At 70.5% G+C, this 17,571-nt stretch carries 18 protein-coding genes; 11 read left to right on the forward strand and 7 right to left on the reverse strand.

Annotated features, from left to right (window positions below; all coding sequences use genetic code 11):
* Positions 1-51: 51 nt before the first annotated feature.
* Positions 52-1,434, forward strand: coding sequence for a MocR-like pyridoxine biosynthesis transcription factor PdxR (pdxR, locus tag FB471_RS33200; protein ID WP_142003760.1), 1,383 nt, complete (start codon positions 52-54; stop codon positions 1,432-1,434).
* A 105-nt stretch (positions 1,435-1,539) separates the two neighbouring features.
* Here the strand turns inward: pdxR and meaB are convergent, their stop codons facing one another.
* Together meaB and FB471_RS33210 are read right to left on the reverse strand one after the other, a co-directional pair.
* Positions 1,540-2,505: a methylmalonyl Co-A mutase-associated GTPase MeaB gene (meaB, locus tag FB471_RS33205; protein WP_142003761.1), complete on the reverse strand. Its 966-nt coding sequence runs from the start codon at positions 2,503-2,505 to the stop codon at positions 1,540-1,542.
* A 4-nt stretch (positions 2,506-2,509) separates the two neighbouring features.
* Complete coding sequence (locus FB471_RS33210; protein ID WP_142003762.1) at positions 2,510-3,697, reverse strand: acetyl-CoA C-acetyltransferase; 1,188 nt, start codon at positions 3,695-3,697, stop codon at positions 2,510-2,512.
* 127 nt (positions 3,698-3,824) lie between these two features.
* Between FB471_RS33210 and mce the strand changes: the two genes are divergently transcribed.
* A complete protein-coding gene (gene mce / locus FB471_RS33215) occupies positions 3,825-4,268 on the forward strand; it encodes a methylmalonyl-CoA epimerase (protein WP_142003763.1) in 444 nt (147 codons plus the stop codon).
* Here the strand turns inward: mce and FB471_RS33220 are convergent.
* Positions 4,265-4,873 carry a TetR/AcrR family transcriptional regulator gene (locus FB471_RS33220; protein ID WP_142003764.1) on the reverse strand — a complete coding sequence of 203 codons (609 nt, stop codon included), beginning with the start codon at positions 4,871-4,873 and terminating at the stop codon, positions 4,265-4,267. The two genes, mce and FB471_RS33220, sit on opposite strands and share 4 nt — an antisense overlap.
* An 81-nt stretch (positions 4,874-4,954) precedes the next feature.
* Positions 4,955-5,326 carry an SPW repeat protein gene (locus tag FB471_RS33225; protein ID WP_142003765.1) on the reverse strand — a complete coding sequence of 124 codons (372 nt, stop codon included), beginning with the start codon at positions 5,324-5,326 and terminating at the stop codon, positions 4,955-4,957.
* A gap of 192 nt (positions 5,327-5,518) precedes the next feature.
* Between FB471_RS33225 and ccrA the strand changes: the two genes are divergently transcribed.
* From ccrA to FB471_RS33250, 5 genes are all read left to right on the forward strand, one after another.
* On the forward strand, positions 5,519-6,865 hold the full coding sequence (ccrA, locus tag FB471_RS33230) for a crotonyl-CoA carboxylase/reductase (protein WP_142003766.1): 1,347 nt from the start codon (positions 5,519-5,521) through the stop codon (positions 6,863-6,865).
* A gap of 69 nt (positions 6,866-6,934) precedes the next feature.
* Positions 6,935-8,086, forward strand: coding sequence for a coiled-coil domain-containing protein (locus FB471_RS33235; protein ID WP_246076843.1), 1,152 nt, complete (start codon positions 6,935-6,937; stop codon positions 8,084-8,086).
* Positions 8,087-8,184: 98 nt separating this feature from the next.
* Complete coding sequence (locus FB471_RS33240; RefSeq protein ID WP_142003767.1) at positions 8,185-8,634, forward strand: universal stress protein; 450 nt, start codon at positions 8,185-8,187, stop codon at positions 8,632-8,634.
* Positions 8,635-8,641: 7 nt separating this feature from the next.
* A complete protein-coding gene (locus FB471_RS33245; protein ID WP_142003768.1) occupies positions 8,642-9,790 on the forward strand; it encodes an adenylate/guanylate cyclase domain-containing protein in 1,149 nt (382 codons plus the stop codon).
* Positions 9,791-9,880: 90 nt separating this feature from the next.
* A complete protein-coding gene (locus FB471_RS33250) occupies positions 9,881-11,128 on the forward strand; it encodes an HNH endonuclease signature motif containing protein (RefSeq protein WP_170221081.1) in 1,248 nt (415 codons plus the stop codon).
* Positions 11,129-11,139: 11 nt separating this feature from the next.
* Here the strand turns inward: FB471_RS33250 and FB471_RS33255 are convergent, their stop codons facing one another.
* Together FB471_RS33255 and FB471_RS33260 are read right to left on the reverse strand one after the other, a co-directional pair.
* Positions 11,140-12,381 carry an aldehyde dehydrogenase family protein gene (locus tag FB471_RS33255; protein ID WP_142003984.1) on the reverse strand — a complete coding sequence of 414 codons (1,242 nt, stop codon included), beginning with the start codon at positions 12,379-12,381 and terminating at the stop codon, positions 11,140-11,142.
* A 103-nt stretch (positions 12,382-12,484) separates the two neighbouring features.
* On the reverse strand, positions 12,485-13,180 hold the full coding sequence (locus FB471_RS33260; RefSeq protein ID WP_425457139.1) for a M50 family metallopeptidase: 696 nt from the start codon (positions 13,178-13,180) through the stop codon (positions 12,485-12,487).
* A 379-nt stretch (positions 13,181-13,559) separates the two neighbouring features.
* Between FB471_RS33260 and FB471_RS33265 the strand changes: the two genes are divergently transcribed.
* From FB471_RS33265 to FB471_RS33275, 3 genes are read left to right on the forward strand one after another with little or no spacing between them, the layout of a single operon-like run.
* Positions 13,560-14,375 (forward strand): 23S rRNA (adenine(2058)-N(6))-methyltransferase Erm(C), encoded by an 816-nt coding sequence (locus FB471_RS33265; RefSeq protein WP_246076844.1) that lies wholly within the window; start codon positions 13,560-13,562, stop codon positions 14,373-14,375.
* 36 nt (positions 14,376-14,411) lie between these two features.
* On the forward strand, positions 14,412-15,188 hold the full coding sequence (locus FB471_RS33270; protein ID WP_142003772.1) for a class I SAM-dependent methyltransferase: 777 nt from the start codon (positions 14,412-14,414) through the stop codon (positions 15,186-15,188).
* Positions 15,185-16,087, forward strand: coding sequence for an arginase family protein (locus tag FB471_RS33275; protein ID WP_142003773.1), 903 nt, complete (start codon positions 15,185-15,187; stop codon positions 16,085-16,087). The genes FB471_RS33270 and FB471_RS33275 overlap by 4 nt, the downstream gene beginning before the upstream one ends.
* On the opposite strand, the gene FB471_RS33280 is transcribed toward FB471_RS33275, so the two are convergent.
* Complete coding sequence (locus FB471_RS33280) at positions 16,088-16,504, reverse strand: RidA family protein (protein ID WP_246076845.1); 417 nt, start codon at positions 16,502-16,504, stop codon at positions 16,088-16,090.
* A gap of 76 nt (positions 16,505-16,580) precedes the next feature.
* Between FB471_RS33280 and mtnA the strand changes: the two genes are divergently transcribed.
* Positions 16,581-17,570: an S-methyl-5-thioribose-1-phosphate isomerase gene (gene mtnA / locus FB471_RS33285; RefSeq protein WP_142003775.1), complete on the forward strand. Its 990-nt coding sequence runs from the start codon at positions 16,581-16,583 to the stop codon at positions 17,568-17,570.
* The last annotated feature ends 1 nt before the right edge of the window (position 17,571 follow it).

Raw genomic sequence — 17,571 nt, forward strand, 5'->3', positions numbered from 1 at the left:
AGTCCAGTTGATCACCAAACTGGTGGGCCAGTTCGGCTAGGGTGCCGAGCTATGACCGACTCCTCGTCACCGGGCAAGGACCTGCATCTGGACTGGTCGCCGGGCTCCGGGAGGGAGGGGCTGACGGCGGCGCTGCGCTCGGCCATCCAGGGCGGCAGGTTGCGGCACGGCGAGGCGCTGCCGTCCACCAGGGCGCTGGCCCGCGATCTCGGCGTGGCGCGCGGCACGGTGACGCGGGTGTACGAGCAACTCGTGGCCGAGGGGTACCTGCGCAGCAGCCAGGGCGCGCCGACAAGGGTTGCCACCACCGGGGAGCGGCCGAGCTCGCCACCGCGCCGCTCCGGAACCGACCCGCCCGCACGATGGAGCCTGCTGCCGGGGCGGCCCGATCTCTCGGCGTTCCCGCGCTCGCTCTGGGCCTCCGCCACCCGGCGGGTGCTGCGGAGGGCCCCGGCGAGCGCGCTGGGTTACGTCGAGGAACATGGCCAGTACGAGCTGCGCACCGCGCTGGCCCGGTACCTCGCGCGGAGCAGGGGCGTGCTGGCCGACCCGGACCGGATCGTGGTCTGCGCGGGTCACTCGCACGCGATCTGGCTGCTCGCCACCGTGCTGCGCGAACGTGGCGAGCCGGAGCTGGCGTTCGAGGATCCCTCACTACCGATCTTCCGCACGGTGGCGGCGAACGCCGGTGCCGTGGTGACCGGGGTCGGGGTGGACGGCGCCGGCGTCCGGGTGTCCGAACTGGACTCCCCCGCGGTGGTCGTGACGCCGGCACATCAGTACCCACTCGGCGTGACCCTCGCGCCGCGGCGGCGGGCCGAGCTCGCCCGGTGGGCGACGACCGCCGGCGGGCTGGTGATCGAGGACGACTACGACGGCGAGTTCCGGCTCGACCGGCAACCGGTGGGGGCGGTGCAAGCCCTGGCACCGGAACGGATCGTCTACGCCGGTACGGCGAGCAAGACGCTGGCGCCCGGGTTGCGAATCGCCTGGCTCGTCCTCCCACGGGCGCTGGTCGAACCGGTACGCGCGGCAATGACGGCCACCGGCTGGCGCCCCTCGGCGCTGGACCAGCTGATTCTCGCCGACCTGCTCGAGTCCGGGGGCTACGACCAGCACGTGCGGCGGCTGCGGGCGAGCTACCGCGCACGCCGCGACCGCCTCCTCGGGGCCGTTCCCGGATACCTGCGGCCCACCGGCATTCCCGCCGGGCTGCATCTGGTGCTGATGTTGCCCGAAGGCGGCCCGACCGAGGAACGGGTACGCGCGGCGGCCGGCAGGCACGAGCTGGCGCTGGAGACGCTGGGCTGGAACTGGATGCGCACCGGCGACCATCCGCAGGGACTCATCCTCGGCTACGCGGCACCTGCCGAGCACGCCTTCGGGCCCACGTTGGATGCCCTGCTCGGCACGCTGGCCGAGGTGTACGGCTGAGTGGCGTGCGGGAACGGCAAACTCGCCTACGCAGACGGCCAACTCACGCGCGTGGCGGGCAAACACGCGGACGTGGGCGGCAAACACGCCGGGTGAGCTGGGGGTTCATCCGCGCAGGCTACGGGTGAGCCGGTCGGCGGCGGCGTACGGGTCGAGGCTGCCGCGGACCACCTGGTCGGCCAACTCGGCGAGGAGGTCGCCGCCGTGCAGGTCGCCCAGCTCGGCGCGCAGGTCGTGTAGCGCGATCGCCTCGATCTCGCCGCCGGCTCTGGTGGCGCGCCGCCGGTACAGTTCACCGTGCGAGTCCAGCCAGCCGCGGTGCTCGGCCAGCACGCCGGCCACCTCCGCGGCGCCCTCGCCCCGCGCGGCGACCGTGCGTACGACCGGCTGGCGCCAGTAGTGCCCGCGCAGCTCGCGCCTGCTCATCGCGATCATCTGCTTCAGCTCGCGCACCGTGGCGTCGGCGCCGTCGCGGTCGGCCTTGTTCACCACGAACACGTCGGCGATCTCCAGCACGCCCGCCTTGGCCGCCTGGATGCCATCGCCCATACCGGGGGCGAGCAGCACCACCGTGGTGTCGGCCAGCCGCACGACATCCACTTCGGACTGCCCGACACCGACGGTCTCGATCAGCACGACGTCGAATCCCGCCGCGTCCAGCACGCGCACCGCCTGCGGCGTCGCCCAGGACAGCCCGCCGAGGTGCCCGCGGGTGGCCATCGAGCGGATGAACACGCCGCTGTCGGTGGCATGCTCGGCCATCCGGACGCGGTCGCCGAGCAGGGCGCCCCCGGAGAACGGCGAGGAGGGGTCGATCGCGAGCACGCCAACCCGCTTGTCCTGCGCCCGCAGCTCGGAGATCAGCATCGAGGTCGCCGTGGACTTGCCGACGCCGGGCGGCCCGGTGAGCCCGACCAGCTGCGCGCGCCCGGTGTGCGGCACCAGGGCCCGCGCGACCTCGCGTAGTTGCGGGTGGGCGTGCTCGACCAGCGAGATCAGCTTGGCGACGGCCCGCGGGCTGTGTTGCAGGGCCTGGCCGACCAGCCCCTCGACGTCGAGCGGAACCGCCACGGGGTCAGTTCTTCGGCACGCTGATCAGCAGCGCGTCACCCTGACCACCGCCACCGCACAGGGCCGCCGCGCCCAGGCCACCGCCACGCCTGCGCAGCTCGTAGGCGAGGTGCACCGCGAGCCTGGCCCCGGAGGCGCCGATCGGGTGACCGAGGGCGATCGCGCCGCCGTTCACGTTGACCTGCTCCGGGTCGACGCCGAGCTCCCGGGTGGAGACCAGGCCGACCGCGGCGAACGCCTCGTTGATCTCCACCAGATCCAGCGCGCTCGCGTCCAGCTTCGCCTTCGCCAGCGCGGCCTTGACCGCGTTCGCCGGCTGCTCGTGCAGGCTGGCGTCCGGCCCGGCGACCACCCCGTGCGCGCCGATCTCGGCCAGCGGGGCGATCCCCAGTTCCTCGGCCTTGGCCTTGCTGGCCACCACCACGGCGGCGGCACCGTCGGAGATCTGCGAGGCCGAGCCCGCGGTGATGGTGCCGTCGGCGGCGAACGCGGGACGCAGCGCGCCGAGCCCCTCGGCGGTGGTGTCCCCACGCACCCCCTCGTCCGTGCCGAACACCAGCGGGTCCTTCTTCCGCTGCGGAATCTCCACCTCGACGATCTCCTCGGCGAACCGGCCGGACTCGATCGCCGCGGACGCCCGCTGGTGGGAACGGGCGGCGAACTCGTCCTGCTCGGCACGGGTGAGCCCGTAACGGCTGTTGTACTTCTCCGTGGACGCGCCCATGGCCACCTGATCGAAGGCGCAGAACAGGCCGTCGTGGGCCATGTGGTCGACCAGCGTGGTGTCGCCGTACTTGAAACCGGAACGGGACTTCGGCAGCAGGTGCGGCGCTTGGGTCATCGACTCCTGGCCGCCCGCGACCACCAGGTCGAACTCGCCGGCCCGGATGAGCTGGTCGGCGAGGGCGATCGCGTCGAGGCCGGAAAGGCAGACCTTGTTCACCGTCAGGGCGGGGACATCCATCGGGACGCCCGCGGCGACGGCTGCCTGCCGGGCCGGGATCTGCCCGGCGCCCGCGGTGAGCACCTGGCCCATGATCGTGTACTGCACCGCGTCCGGGGAGACTCCCGCCCGCTCCAGCGCCGCCTTGATGGCGAAGCCGCCGAGCTGGGCACCGGAGAAGTCCTTGAGCGAACCGAGCAACCGACCGATCGGGGTACGGGCGGCGCCAAGGAGCACGGAACCGGACACGACAGCCTCCAAGCCTCGTTGCGGGACCAACTCGGGAAACGATACCGCTCGGTACCGAGCACTGAATCGAGCACTGTGAGGGGGCGCACGGGGCGCGCAGCGTGCTGAACCGCTTACCCTGCTCGACATGAGTAACAACTGGCAGTCGTTCGTCACCACCATCGACCACGTCGGTGTGGCCGTCGCTGATCTCGACGCCGCGATCGACTTCTATGCCAGCACCTTCGGCCTGGAGGCCACGCACACGGAGGTGAACGAGGAGCAGGGCGTCCGCGAGGCGATGCTGCACGCCCCCGGCGACACCGGCGGCCCCGCGGTGCAGTTGCTCGCCCCGTTGCGCCCGGAATCGACGATCGCGAAGTTCCTGGACACCAGGGGGCCCGGACTGCAGCAGCTCGCCTACCGGGTTACCGACCTGGAAGGGGCCAGCGCGGCGCTGCGGGAGAAAGGCATGCGCCTGCTGTATGACGAGCCGCGGCGCGGCACGGCGAACAGCAGGGTGAACTTCGTGCATCCGAAGGACGCCGGTGGGGTGCTCGTCGAGCTGGTCGAACCGGCGGCGGAACACTAAGCGGGTGCCTCCCCGCGCGCCTTACCGCGCCCGGACAGCGCGGCGGCGATGAAGGCGAGTTCTCGTTCCATCGGATCCGGCTCGTCGTCCGCACCGTGTCTGGCCACCGAGTGCCGGTAGCTCACCGCGCGGGCCAGCAGCCCGGAGGCGCTCTCCACGTCGGCGAGTGCGATACCACCGGCGCCGGCCGCCGTGATCACCGAACGCACCTGGTGCACCAGCACCGTGAACCGCGCCTGCAGCGCGTCCCGCACCGCGCGATGGGTGTCGGCCTCCCGCCACAGCAGGTGGGACAGCATCCTGGAGGCGGACAACCTGCGGTCCAACTCGTCGACCAGCCTGCGCAGGCTCTCCGCGATATCACCGGGCACCACGACCCTGGCCGGCTCGATCCGCTCGTCCGGCAACCGCTCGACCAGTGCCGTCAGCAGGTCCGACTTGCGGCGGAAGTAGTAGTGAACCAACCCCTTGGGTACCCCGGCACGCTCGGCTATCCGGGAGGTGGGCGTCGCCTCGAAGCCGGACCTGGCGAACAACTCCTCGGCGGCGACCAGGATGCGCTCCCGTGCCGACGGGTCCTCCTTCGACCCCTTCGACCTCGCCACCGGCTTCCCCTTCTCGTACGTTCGGGCCCACAACGATAACCGTCGTGGGCCCGACTCTGTCGAACTCAGTACCAGATCACCTCAGTGCTGGCCCGCGGTACGGCTGTGCGCCGCGTTGGCCATCGGCAGCGCGACGGCGCCCGCCACGACGGTCAGCACACCGATGATCCAGGACGTCCATGCGGCTCCGGCCATCTCCGCGTAGCCCATCACCCACGGCGAGACGAAGAGTAGGACGCCGAGGACGATCTGGATACCTTCGCCGTACACCATCCCGGGCATCGCCAGTGATGCGAGGCCGTCCAGAGCCACCAGCGCGCCAAGGACGATCAGCGTCCACATCGCGGCGGTGTTGGTCTCCATCCACAGCGGGGTCAGCACCGCCACCACGCCGAACACCACCTCGGCCCAGTCATAGGGCCGCGTCCATGGACGTGCCGAAGTCTCGGCCATCGTGATCACCTCCGAGGGAGTCACTCCGTGAGCCGCGCGTTTCGCGGTTCCACCTGCATTATTCACCTTGATTGGCCGGCCGGTCAAACACGGGGCGAAGCCGAAATGTGAGATTCGCTCGCGGAGTTGTGCCGCTCGTTACTCGCCAGTAATTTGAGTCCGCGAGCCGCCACCCTTCCCTCGGAGGTCCCGATGTCGCAGCACGCTTTGAGTGAGATCCGGCAAGCCATCCTGACCGACCAGCTCGACGCGATCGGCTCGCTCGAGCTGCCCGCCGGTTATCGCGGGGTCACCGTGCACGCCGACGAGGTCGAGATGTTCGACGGGATGGCCAGCAGGGACAAGGACCCGCGCAAGTCGCTGCACGTGGACGAGGTGCCCACCCCCGAACTCGGCCCCGGTGAGGCGCTGGTCGCCGTGATGGCCAGCGCGATCAACTACAACACCGTGTGGACCTCGATCTTCGAGCCGATACCGACCTTCAAGTTCCTGAAGCGCTACGGCAGGCTCTCGCCGCTGGCCGCCCGGCACGACCTGCCGTACCACGTGGTCGGCTCGGACCTGGCCGGCGTGGTGCTGCGTACCGGACCCGGCGTGCACAAGTGGCAACCGGGTGACGAGGTGGTCGCGCACTGCCTCAACGTGGAGCTGGAGGGCCCGGAGGGGCACAACGACACGATGCTCGACTCCGAGCAGCGGATCTGGGGGTTCGAGACGAACTTCGGCGGGCTCGCCGAGGTGTCCCTGGTCAAGGCGAACCAGTTGATGCCCAAGCCCGCGCACCTGACCTGGGAGGAGGCGGCCTGCCCCGGGCTGGTGAACTCGACCGCCTACCGGCAACTGGTCTCCCGCAACGGCGCGGATATGAAGCAGGGCGATGTGGTGCTGATCTGGGGCGCATCCGGCGGGCTGGGCTCCTACGCCACGCAGTTCGCGCTGGCCGGGGGCGCGATCCCGGTATGTGTGGTCTCCAGCGAGGAGAAGGCCGAGCTCTGCCGGAAGCTGGGCGCGGAGCTGATCATCGACCGCGACGCCGAGGGCTACCGGTTCTGGAAGGACGAGCACACCCAGGACCCCAAGGAATGGCAACGGTTCGGTGCCAAGATCAGGGAGCTCACCGGCGGTGAGGATCCGGACATCGTCTTCGAGCATCCAGGAAGGGAGACCTTCGGCGCCTCGGTGTATGCGGCCCGCAAGGGCGGGACGATCGTCAGCTGCGCGTCCACCTCCGGGTATCTGCACCAGTTCGACAACCGCTATCTGTGGATGAACCTGAAACGGATCATCGGTTCGCATTTCGCGAACTACCGGGAGTCCTGGGAGGCCAACCGGCTCATCGCCAAGGGTCGGATCCATCCGACGTTGTCCAAGGCCTACCCGCTGGAGGAGACCGGCCAGGCCGCGTTGGACGTCCACCGCAACGCGCACCAGGGCAAGGTCGGCGTGCTCTGCCTGTCTCCCGAGGAAGGCCTCGGCGTGCGCGATCACGAGCTGCGTGCGAAGCACCTGGACCGGATCAACACCTTCCGGGGCGTGTGATTGCGGTAAAACAACTCGGTACCGGACGTGTGCCACAAAGCCGGGGGCGGTTACGGCTAGGCTGGGCCCATGAGCCTTGGCGAAGAACGGGAGCTCGTACCGCTGGGAGCCGGCTTCGATCTCGCGAAGCGCGGCTACGACAAAGTTCAGGTGGACGAGCATCTGGAGCGGTTGGACGGCGACCTGAAGATGCTCGCCCAAGACCGGGACGCCGCCATCTCCCAGGCGGGTGACCTGGCCCGGCAACTCGAGGCGGCGCGCGGGGAGATCGACGACCTGCGTGGACAGGTCGAACGCCTCGCGCAGCCACCCACCACATTGGAGGGCTTGTCCGAGCGGCTGCAGCGAATGTTGCGGCTGGCACAGGACGAGGCCGCCGACACCCGGGCCCGAGCCGAGGCCGAGGCCGGGCATATCCGCGCGAAGGCGGAAAGCGACGCCAGCGCGATGCGGGCCCGGTACGAGGAACTGCTGACCGAACTCGCCGACCGGCGCAAGGCGATGGAGGCCGAGCATCGCAAGGTGCTCGAGGACGCACGGGCCGAGGCCGAATCGATCACCAGCAAGGCCAAGACCGAGCGGGACCGGCTCGACGAGGAGGCCGAGCAACGCCGGACCCAGGTCGAAGAGGACTTCGAGATCGCCATGGCCACCCGGCGCAACGAGGCCATGCGGGTACTCGCCGAGCAGGAGGCGACCAGCAAGGCCGAGGCCGAGCGGCGGGTTCGCGAGGCCACCGACGAGGCGGCAGCGATCCGGGCGAAGGTCGCCGAGGAGGAGGCCGCCGCCAAGGCGGACATCGAGCGGCGGCAGCGCGAGTCGGTCGCGGACGCCAACCAGCGCAAGCAGAACTCGATCAGCGAGGCGAACGCGCGGGTCGCGGAGGCCGCCGACGAGGCCCGCCGCCGGGTCCGCGAGGCCACCGACGAGGCGAACCGCAAGATCAACCACGCCACGGAACGGGTGGAGGCGCTGCGCAAGCTGCGCAACGCCATCGCCGAGCAGGTACAGAGCGCGCGGTCGATGCTCGCCGAGGCCGATGCCGCACTCGGCAACGCGGGGCCGATCGTGGAGCCGCTACCCGAGGAACGGGACGAGGCGACCGAACACCCGGATACCCAGGGGAACGATCCGGTTACCGTGGGCAGTCGCACCAACGGCGAGTCGCCGAATACGTCACAGGCGCAACCGAAACCCAAGCCGAACACAACTCACGAGTAGGTTAGGGCTGCGCGCGGGTGGCGGTGACGTTACTGTCGCCTCTGCACCTCGTGCATGTCCTTTCCACACCGCTCGAGCAGCTACGCTGGAGGATTCGGATGACCGCCTATCAGACTGTGGTCGTCGGTACCGATGGTTCCGACTCGTCGTTCAACGCCGTGGACCGGGCGGCCGGTGTAGCCGCCGACTCCGGGGCGACACTGGTCATCGCCTGTGCCTACTATCCAGCGAGCAAGCAGGACGTGGAGAAGGCGCAGGACGTCCTGCGCGACGAGGCGTACCAGGTGGTCGGTTCCGCGCCCGCTGAGGACACCCTGCAGAGTGCGCGGGACCGGGCCGCACGGGCCGGTGCCACCAAGGTCGAAACGGTGCCGGTGGTCGGCGAGCCGGTGGAGTCGTTGAGCAAGGTGGTGACGGAGCACTCTGCCGACCTGCTCGTGGTGGGGAACCGGGGGCTGAACACCCTTGCCGGCCGCATCCTCGGCTCGGTGCCCTCCGAGGTCGCCCGGAAGTCCGGCGTGGACGTGCTGATCGTGCACACCACCTGATAAACGCATGGCCGACGAGCGTGGCGCCGAACCGGACACCGGCGAGCTTCAGCAACGGCTGGAACGAATCCTGCTCGGCGGCAGGCGCAAGTACACGCGGTTGCAGGTGGCCGAGAAGTCCGGGGTGCCGGAGGAGCGTTCCCGCAGGCTGTGGCGCGCGCTGGGGTTCGCCACCGTGCCGGACGACGAGGTGGTGTTCACCGATGCCGACGTGGAGGCCGTGCGGATCGCCGACGGGCTGATCGAGGCCGGCCTGATCGACCCCGCCGTGGAGGCGTCGGTGACCCGCGCCCTTGGCCAGCACCTGTCCCGGCTGGCCGAATGGCAGGTGGATCTGCTGTGGACCATGATTCTGGAGAACGAGGACCTTCGGAACAACGAACGCCAGATCGCCCGGCTGGTGGACCAGCTGCTGCCCGAGTTGGAGCGGGTGCAAACCTTCGTGTGGCGCCGTCACCTCGCCGCCTACGCGGGCCGAGCGCTGGCCGCGCCCGGCGAGGAGCTGGAAACCCGCACGGAGGTGGTCGGGTTCGTCGATATGGTCGGCTACACGCGGCTGACCAGGCGGGTCGACGAGGCCGAGCTCAGCGACATCCTGGACCGGTTCGAGGCGGTGGCAGCCGAGGTGATCGCCGAGCATCATGGCCGGGTGGTCAAGATGATCGGCGACGAGGTGCTGTTCGTCGCCGACACCCCCACGGACGGCGCCGAGATCGCGCTCTCGCTGACCGAGCGGACCAACGCCGATGACGAACTGCCGCTGGTCCGCGCCGGCCTGGCCAGCGGCCGGATACTGAGCCGCTTCGGCGATGTCTACGGCTCGGTGGTCAACCTCGCCGCCCGGCTGACCTCGCTGGCCCGGCCCGGCACGATCCTGGTGGATCGGGCGATGACCGAAGCCCTCACCGGCAACGCCGCCTACGAGCTGCGCAGCAAGCGGCCGGTTTCGGTCCGTGGTTACAACCGGCTGCGCCCCTCCGCGCTACGCAGGGCGCGGAAAGGCTCCGCGGGATTCGCCAGCAGCCAGCAGCTCACCGCCGAACTACTCGGCCTTTCCCGGCCGGCGGCCTCGGACAAGGCTGCCTCCCCGGACGCACCCGGAGCGGCCCGCCCGGCACGGCCCACCCCACGACCTCGCCGCCGCAAGCGCCGCTGATCCGCGCCGGCATTCGACCCCACCCGCGCGCCGACCCTTTCACCCGATCGTGTATCGAACATGTGGTCGATTAGGCGGTATCATGGGGTTGTGACCAGGACCTTCGGCACCGACACCTCCCGCATGAGCGAGGAGGAACTCCTGACCGCGCTGGGCGAACTCGAACAGCAGCGGCGGGTTCTTTACACCCGGGAGCTGGCGGTTCTGGCCGAACTCGACGGCCGCGGCACAGCGAGTCAGAAGGGGTACCGCGACCTGCCGGTACTGACCCGGGAGATACTGCGGGTTAACACCTACGACGCCCGCCAACGCGTGGCCCACGCCCGCGCGGTGATCCGGCGCTACGGCCCGGGTGGGATACCCCTGGAACCGGACCTGCCCGAAGTGGGTGCGGCCGCGGCCGAGGGCGCGATCGGGCCGGAACATATCGAGACCATCCGCGCCACCGTGACCCGGTTCCCGCAGCCGGTCAGCCTGCCCGATCGCGAGCATGCCGAGGCCCTGTTGACCAAGGCGGCGCGGGAGTACGAACCCCACACGGTGTCCGCGTTGGGGCGGGAGATCGTGGCCCGCCTGGACCAGGACGGGAACCCGCCGAGCGAGGAGGAACTGGCGCGGCCGGAACGGTACCTGGACTGGCGCGAAACCCGCGGCGGACGACTCCGCGGCAGCTTCGACCTGGACGCCGAAACCGCCGCATTGCTGACCGGACTGATCGAACCCCGCGCCAAACCCTCCAGCACCAAAGACGAACCCGACCGCCGCAACAAGTTCCAACGACAAGGAGACGCGTTCGCCGACGTACTGCGCGTGGCAGCGGGGTGTCCGGAGGAAGGGCCGACCGAGGCGGGGGAACCGTTCACCGTCATGGTGTCGATCACCCTGGACGACTTGAAGCACGGCACGGGGTATGGGCTGCTGCATGGGCAGGAGTCGTACTCGGCCGCGCAGATCCGGCGGATGGCCTGCGACGCCTATGTCGTGCCCGCGGTGCTGGGCAGCAAGGGTGAAATCCTCGACATCGGGCAACGCACCCGCACGGTACCGCTGGCTATTCGCAGGGCGCTGATCCTGCGGGATCGCGGATGCGCTTTCCCGGGATGCCGGAAAAAGCCCAAACAATGCGACGCGCACCATGTGATTTATTGGGCTAACGGGGGACCAACTGCCCTGCACAACCTCACACTCTTATGCCGGTACCACCACAACCTAATTCATCATACCGAATGGGAGGTGCGAATGCGGAATGAACTTCCCGAATTCCTGCCCCCAGCTTTCCTCGATCCCGAGCGAAGACCCAGACGCAACCTCCTCCACCGCCAAGGGGGTGCGGAATGAACCGCGCGCGGTCAGCGATCGGCGGGGAGCACGGCGTACTGGCGCACGTACAGGTCGGTATAGGTGACCGGGCCGCGGGGCCCGGGGACCTTGTCCAGGTTGATACCGGTCTCCGGGACGCCAAGCAGCTTGAAACCATCGAGCAGCCGGGTGGGGGCGTTCCAGAACACACCGGTGCCCTGGTAGCCGTCGAAAAAGGCCTCGGCGGTCACGGCGTCCTCCGTGGCGATCCCGGCGGCGAGGCCGGAGGTGTTCTCGTTGGCGATGGTGACCGCCTCGGTGAGGGTGGCGACCCGCGCCACGGTGACGGTCGCCTCGCGGTCGGAATCCAAGGCCCACTCGTAGCCGATCGGGTGCTCGTGCGGGGGCAGCGAGGGCCGGACCTCACGCTCGTCCAGCGCCTCGGAGACCACCGGCCAGATCTCGTCGTAGACCTCGGTGTGGATCAGCAGCAGGTTCAGCCGGTTGCACACGCCCAGCCGGTCCAGGCTGGCCCCCACCAGCGAGCGCACCGCGCCGGCATCCGCGGCCGCGTCCACGTACAGCACCCCGCCACCATCCGCGTGGGCCAGTGTGCGGACGCCGTGGGTCGCCGCCTCCGTGGCCAACGACCTCGTGCTGTCCCCACTGCCCCGCAGGATCACCAGCGGCACCAGGGCGGGCAGGCACACCAGCGCCGCGGCGGCCACCCGCTCCACCCGCGGCACCAGCTGCACCACATCGGGCTCGATCCCGGCCTCGGCCAGTGCGGGCGCGACGACCACGTCCAGCAGTTTCCGCGCGGACTCCAGCGCGGCCGACCCAGTACGCAGCACGCCCGCGTTCCGCGACTTCACCAGCTGGGACGCGACGTCCACGGTGACATTCGGGCGCGCCTCGTAGTTCGCCCCGATCACGCCGACCGGGCGCCTGCGCTCGACCAGCCGCAGCCCGCCGTCCAGCTCGGACACCGGGATGCTGCGTTCCGGGTGCGGGGCGGCCGCGAGCAGCCGCAGTTGCTCGGCCATCCCGGTGAGTCGCTGCTCGGTGATGGTCAGCCGGTCGAGCAGCCCGGTACTCATTCCCTCGGCACGGGCCCGCGCGATGTCCGCGGCGTTGGCCTCCAGCACGGCCTCCCTGCCCGACAGCAGCCGCTCGGCCATCCCGTTCAGCGCAGCGTCAATGGCCTGGTCACGCGCCGCGGCCAGGGACGGCGCCGCCGCCTTCGCGGCACGCGCGCACTCCTCAACCGCCTTGGCCACCTCGTCATTCACCGCGTCGTTCACCACAGAGTGCCCTTCTCCAGCTGCCTGTGCTCCGAGCCGTCTCGCACGGCGTCCCAGTGTGCCGCAACGGCGAAGCGGCCGTGCAGCCCGGTCAGCGCGCGACGGGTTCGATCAGCAGGCTCCCGCCGACGATCAGGCAGGTGACGGCGAGCACCGCGAGGATCAGTACCCACAGCACCGCGGGCACCCCGGTCAGCCGCGCCAGCTGGTCGGCATCGGAGTCCCGTGCGGCGCCCCGCCGGCGCTTGAGTTGCAGCTCGATCACCGGACGCACCCCGCCGAGCAGCAGGAACCAGGTCATCACATAGACGAACGCGGCCTGCACGGCGGGCGGCGCGAGCAGGGCGACCCCGGCCAGCACCGCAGCCGAGGCGATCACCGCGAACACCCCGTAGGCGTTGCGCACCATCACCAGCACGCCCAGCAGCAGCGCCGCCGCGATACCGAGCAGGACGGCCATCCAGCCGGAGGACAGCAGCACCGCGAACAACACGCCGAGCAGGGCCGGCGCCGGATAACCGGCCAGGGTGGTGAGCACCATGCCGGGACCGCTCGGTTTGCCACGCGACACCGTCACCCCGGAGGTATCCGAATGCAATCGGATGCCACGCAGCCGCCTGCCAGCCAGCACCGCCACCAGCGCATGCCCGGCCTCGTGCACGATGGTCACGACATTGCGCGCCAGTCGCCACGGCGAACCGGACAGCACCAGCAGCAACGCGACCGCACCGGTCACCGCCACGATGGAGACCGAGGTTCCCGGCTGCGTTTCGAACAGCTTCCAGATCCCGTCCTCGTCCGTCTGCTCCACGTGTGCAGCTCACCACAACCCGTTCCCCCTGCCCGACGTGCCCCCTCGGTGACTGGCGTCCCGTGTTACGGTGAGGCCATGGGAACGTTGTCCTGCTTCTGCGTGGCGTACGCCCGGCTGCGGCTGCGGCTCGCCTGAACGCAGCGGCTGACTGATTCTTTTCGACCGCTGACGCCTCCGCTTCATTCCTGAGTTCGGCGTCGGCCGTCCCTTTCATTCCTTCTGGCTTCGGCCGCTGCGTCATGACGTCCGTGCGCGCGTTCCGCCGCGCGCTCCCTCACTCATGTCGTGGAGCCGAACCATGCCTAGCTCAGGGCGTCCATCTCATTCTGCACACACACCGAATCCGTCCGGTGTGCATTTTCTTACCGCACGCCATATCGTGCACAGCCTGCTCGACTCGTGCCCGGTAGGGCCGGCCGATCTGGTGCTGGATCTCGGCGCCGGGCCGGGTGCCATCACCGCTCCCCTGGTCCGAACCGGGGCGAAAGTGATCGCCGTCGAACGCGATCCCACGTTCGCCCGCAAACTCGGCAACCGGCTCGACGGCCACCACAACCTCCGCGTGGTGAACGATGACCTGCGAACGGTTCTGTTGCCGCGCAAGGAGTTCGTCGTCGTGGCGAGTATCCCGTACGCGGTGTCCTCGATGCTGTTGCGCCGGCTGCTGCACCCCTGTTCGACTCCGCTGCGGCGCGCCGCGATGATCGTGGAATGGGGCTTTGCCAAACGGTTGGCCCGTGCCGTGCCACGTAACCGGGAACAGGCATGGTGGGCGGCCCGGTTCGAGCTCGAACTCGTCCGGCGGGTCCCCGCGCGGTGCTTTCGACCGATGCCCACCGTGGACTCGGCCGTGCTCGCGGTCCGCGGTCGCGGTCTCGGCATCCGGGCCGAGACCGCGTTGTGGGCCCTGCTCGGCGCCGCCTACCGGGATCCGTACGGCCCGGCACGCACCGCGATCGCGACGGCGCTCGGCGGGCACAAGGCACGGGGCGCACTACAGGCCTGCGGGATCTCGCCGGGCGAACCGGCCGGTGCGGTGCCCGCGCGGCGGTGGGGGGCACTCGCCCAGCAACTCGCCGAGGATCACACGTTGCACTGGCCGAGGTTGCCACGGGAACTCCACGCACCCGCCACCACGGCGGGACGCAGACGCCGAGGGCGATCATGACGCATACTGGCCACGACGAACCGAGAGGAGCAGAAGGTGCCGACGAACTCTCCTGCCCGGTCCCGACTGCTGGAGTTGCTGGCCGAGCCGGTGGCCGAACCCGAACCGGACAGCGGAATCGTCGATCTGCTCGGCGGCGCCGCCCAGGCCGGGCCGCCGACCGGGCTGGCGCAACGGTTGATGCGCACCGAGGCGGTCACCAGGGTGTACGAGCGCTACTGGCGTCCCGCGTTCGGCGCCGCCGCGAAGGGGTTCCGCGGACCGAGTATGGCGGGCGAGGTCACGCTGGCCACCGAACTGCTCGCGCTACGGCCGGGGCAGACGGTGCTTGACGTGGCCTGCGGCACCGGCCGATTCACTCGCGCGTTCGGCGAGGCCGTCGGCACCGACGGCCTCGCCATCGGCCTGGACGGTTCGCGGCAGATGCTCGGCAAGGCTGTCGCGGCGGACAACCTGCCGGAGTCGGTCGCATTCGTCCGCGCCGACGCCACCGCGCTCCCCTTCCAAGCATCCGCGCTGGACGCGGTGTGCTGCTTCGCGGCGCTGCACATCTTCGCCGATCCCGAGGCCGCGCTGGACTCGTTCACCGCGACGTTGCGCCCCGGCGGCCGGGTGGCGATCTTCACCAGCGCGCGGCCCCCGTGGCTGCCCGCACGGTTACTGACCGACGGGTTCGGCTTCGTCACCGGGATGCGGATGTTCGACCGCGGGGAGATCGCGGACCGGTTACGGGCCCGCGGCTTCACCGAGATCACCGAGACCCATGCCGGGGTGACCCAGGTCGTGGCCGGGACCGCCGGCGGGACGCGATGATCGGGGGGCGCGAGCTGATGTTGCTGGACGCCCCGTCGAACCTGGGGCTGCGGCCGCCGGTCGAGGGCACGGTTCCCGGCTGCTACAAGGCGCCAGGGGCGCTGCGGGACAACGACCTGCTGAACCGGCTCGGCGCCACCGAGGCAGGGGTACTGACCCCACCGCGTTACCACACGGCGTGGCAACAAGGCCACGGTGTACGTAATGCCGAGGGTATTGCCGAGTACAGCAGGCGACTGGCCGCGCGGATCGACCACATTCGCCGGCAGCGGGGTTTCCCCGTGGTGCTGGGTGGCGACTGCTCGATCGTGCTCGGTGCCGCACTCGCCCTGCGTCGCGAGGGCCGCTTCGGCCTGGCCTACCTCGACGGGCACGACGACTTCCGACACCCCGGCATCGCGCCGACGGCGGGCTCGGCGGCCGCGGGCGAGTGCCTCGCGCTGGCCACCGGGCGGGGCGCCCCGGAGCTGACCGGCCTGGACGGGTTGTGGCCGTATGTGGCCGACTCCGATGTGGTGCTACTCGGTGCCCGCGAGGAGGAGTCGGCGGAGACGGCCGCCGCGGGCATCCGGGGCGTCACCAGCCAGCGGATCATGGTCTCCGGGACCGCGGAAGCACTGGCGCTGGCGTCCGAGACGCTGGGCAACCCCGAGCTCGACGGGTTCTGGATCCATGTCGATATCGACGTGCTCGACCCCTCGGTCGTGTCCGCGGTCGACAGCCCCGACCCCGGCGGGCTGGACGTGGACACACTGGTGACGCTGCTGCGCGGGTTGCTGGACCTCCCCGGCGCCGCGGGGTTCGAGCTGACCGTGTTCGACCCGGACCTCGATCCCGACGGCACCCAGGCCGCGGTGGTGGCCGAGGTGATCGAGCGAGCCTTCGCCCGCCGGGCGTGATCAGTCCTCGACCGCGGCGGTGACGTCCAGTTCGACCAGCTGTCCCGGGTAGCCGAGACAGGTCACGCCGACCACGGTTCCCGCCGAGTGGAACGCGGGTCCGATCGTCGAGGCCAGGAACCGGTCCCATGCGGTGCCGAGCACGGCCGGATCCGAGCTGGCGACATAGAGCACGGCGCGAATCACGTCCGCCGGGGTGGCGCCGGCGGCACCCAAGGCGATAGACGTATTGGTGGCCACCTGATCGACCTGAACGTCCAGATCGCCCCGTCCGGTGACAGCAGTGGCGGAATCCGGGTCGGCATCGGCAGCCAGCGGGCACTGCCCGGCCAGCAGCACCAGGCGCCGGCCCTCGACGATGGTCACGTGGTGGTAGCCGGAGGTGGCGTGCAGGTCAACGGGGTTGTGTCGGGTCACGGGCACGACTCGATACAACCGCCGCAGGCCAGCAGGCGTCAACCGGATAACCCCTCGACCGATCAGGAGACCCGCAGTGCAGCGCACTATCGACTGGGACAACGGCGAGATCGTCATCGTGGACCAGTGCTCGCTCCCGCACACCCACCGGATCCTACGGCTGCGCACGGTGGAGGAGCTGGTCGCGGCGATCCAACGCCTCGCCGTACGCGGCGCACCCGCGTTGGGCGCGGCGGGCGCGCTCGGCACCGCCCTCGCCGCCCGCCTGCCCGACGCCACCGAGGAGTCGGTGCGAGCCGCGGCCGACCGGCTGGCCAGGGCGCGGCCGACGGCGGTCAACCTGAGCTGGGGCGTGCGCCAGGCACTGGCGGTGCTGCCCGACGGTGCCGATGCCGTGCTGGCCAGGGCGCGGAACCTGCTGGACGCCGACGAGCGGGTCAACCGGCTCGCCTCGGGACACGCGGCCGAGGAGGTGCTGCGGCGCTGCCCGCGCCGACCGTTGGGACTGCTCACCCACTGCAACAGCGGCCGGCTCGCCACCGTCGCCTGGGGCACCGCGCTCGGCGTGGTGTGGCACCTCGCCGAGGCGGAGGCGGTCGGCGAGGTGCTGGTGGACGAGACCCGGCCGCTGCTACAGGGCGCGCGGCTGACCGCATGGGAACTGGCCGAGGCCGGGATCGCCTACCGGGTGCTGCCCGACGGCGCCGCGGCCACGGCCATGGCGCAGGGCATGGTCGACTGCGTGCTGGTCGGCGCGGACCGGATCGCGGCGAACGGCGACGTGGTCAACAAGGTCGGCACCTACGGGCTCGCGCTGGCCGCGGCCGCGCACGAGGTGCCGTTCCTCGTGGTCGCCCCGACCTCCACGGTCGACACATCGCTACCCGACGGCACCGCGATCGAGATCGAGCAGCGGTCGCCCGAGGAGGTGACCCGGTTCGCCGGCGAGCCGGTCGCTCCGGAGGGCGCGGCCGCGTTCAACCCGGCGTTCGACCTGACCCCGGCCAGGCTGGTCACCGCGGTGATCACCGAGCACGGTGTGCGAACCCCTGCTCCATCCTGCTGAA

The sequence above is a fragment of the Amycolatopsis cihanbeyliensis genome (assembly GCF_006715045.1).
GTDB classification, from domain to species: domain Bacteria; phylum Actinomycetota; class Actinomycetes; order Mycobacteriales; family Pseudonocardiaceae; genus Amycolatopsis; species Amycolatopsis cihanbeyliensis.

Bases quoted from the DNA above. Each gene is read 5' to 3' on its own strand.
- mce (WP_142003763.1), top strand. From the start codon at position 3,825: ATGAGTAACAACTGGCAGTCGTTCGTCACCACCATCGACCACGTCGGT.
- ccrA (WP_142003766.1), top strand. From the start codon at position 5,519: ATGTCGCAGCACGCTTTGAGTGAGATCCGGCAAGCCATCCTGACCGAC.
- FB471_RS33235 (WP_246076843.1), top strand. From the start codon at position 6,935: ATGAGCCTTGGCGAAGAACGGGAGCTCGTACCGCTGGGAGCCGGCTTC.
- pdxR (WP_142003760.1), top strand. From the start codon at position 52: ATGACCGACTCCTCGTCACCGGGCAAGGACCTGCATCTGGACTGGTCG.
- FB471_RS33225 (WP_142003765.1), bottom strand. From the start codon at position 5,326: ATGGCCGAGACTTCGGCACGTCCATGGACGCGGCCCTATGACTGGGCC.
- FB471_RS33240 (WP_142003767.1), top strand. From the start codon at position 8,185: ATGACCGCCTATCAGACTGTGGTCGTCGGTACCGATGGTTCCGACTCG.
- FB471_RS33275 (WP_142003773.1), top strand. From the start codon at position 15,185: ATGATCGGGGGGCGCGAGCTGATGTTGCTGGACGCCCCGTCGAACCTG.
- FB471_RS33245 (WP_142003768.1), top strand. From the start codon at position 8,642: ATGGCCGACGAGCGTGGCGCCGAACCGGACACCGGCGAGCTTCAGCAA.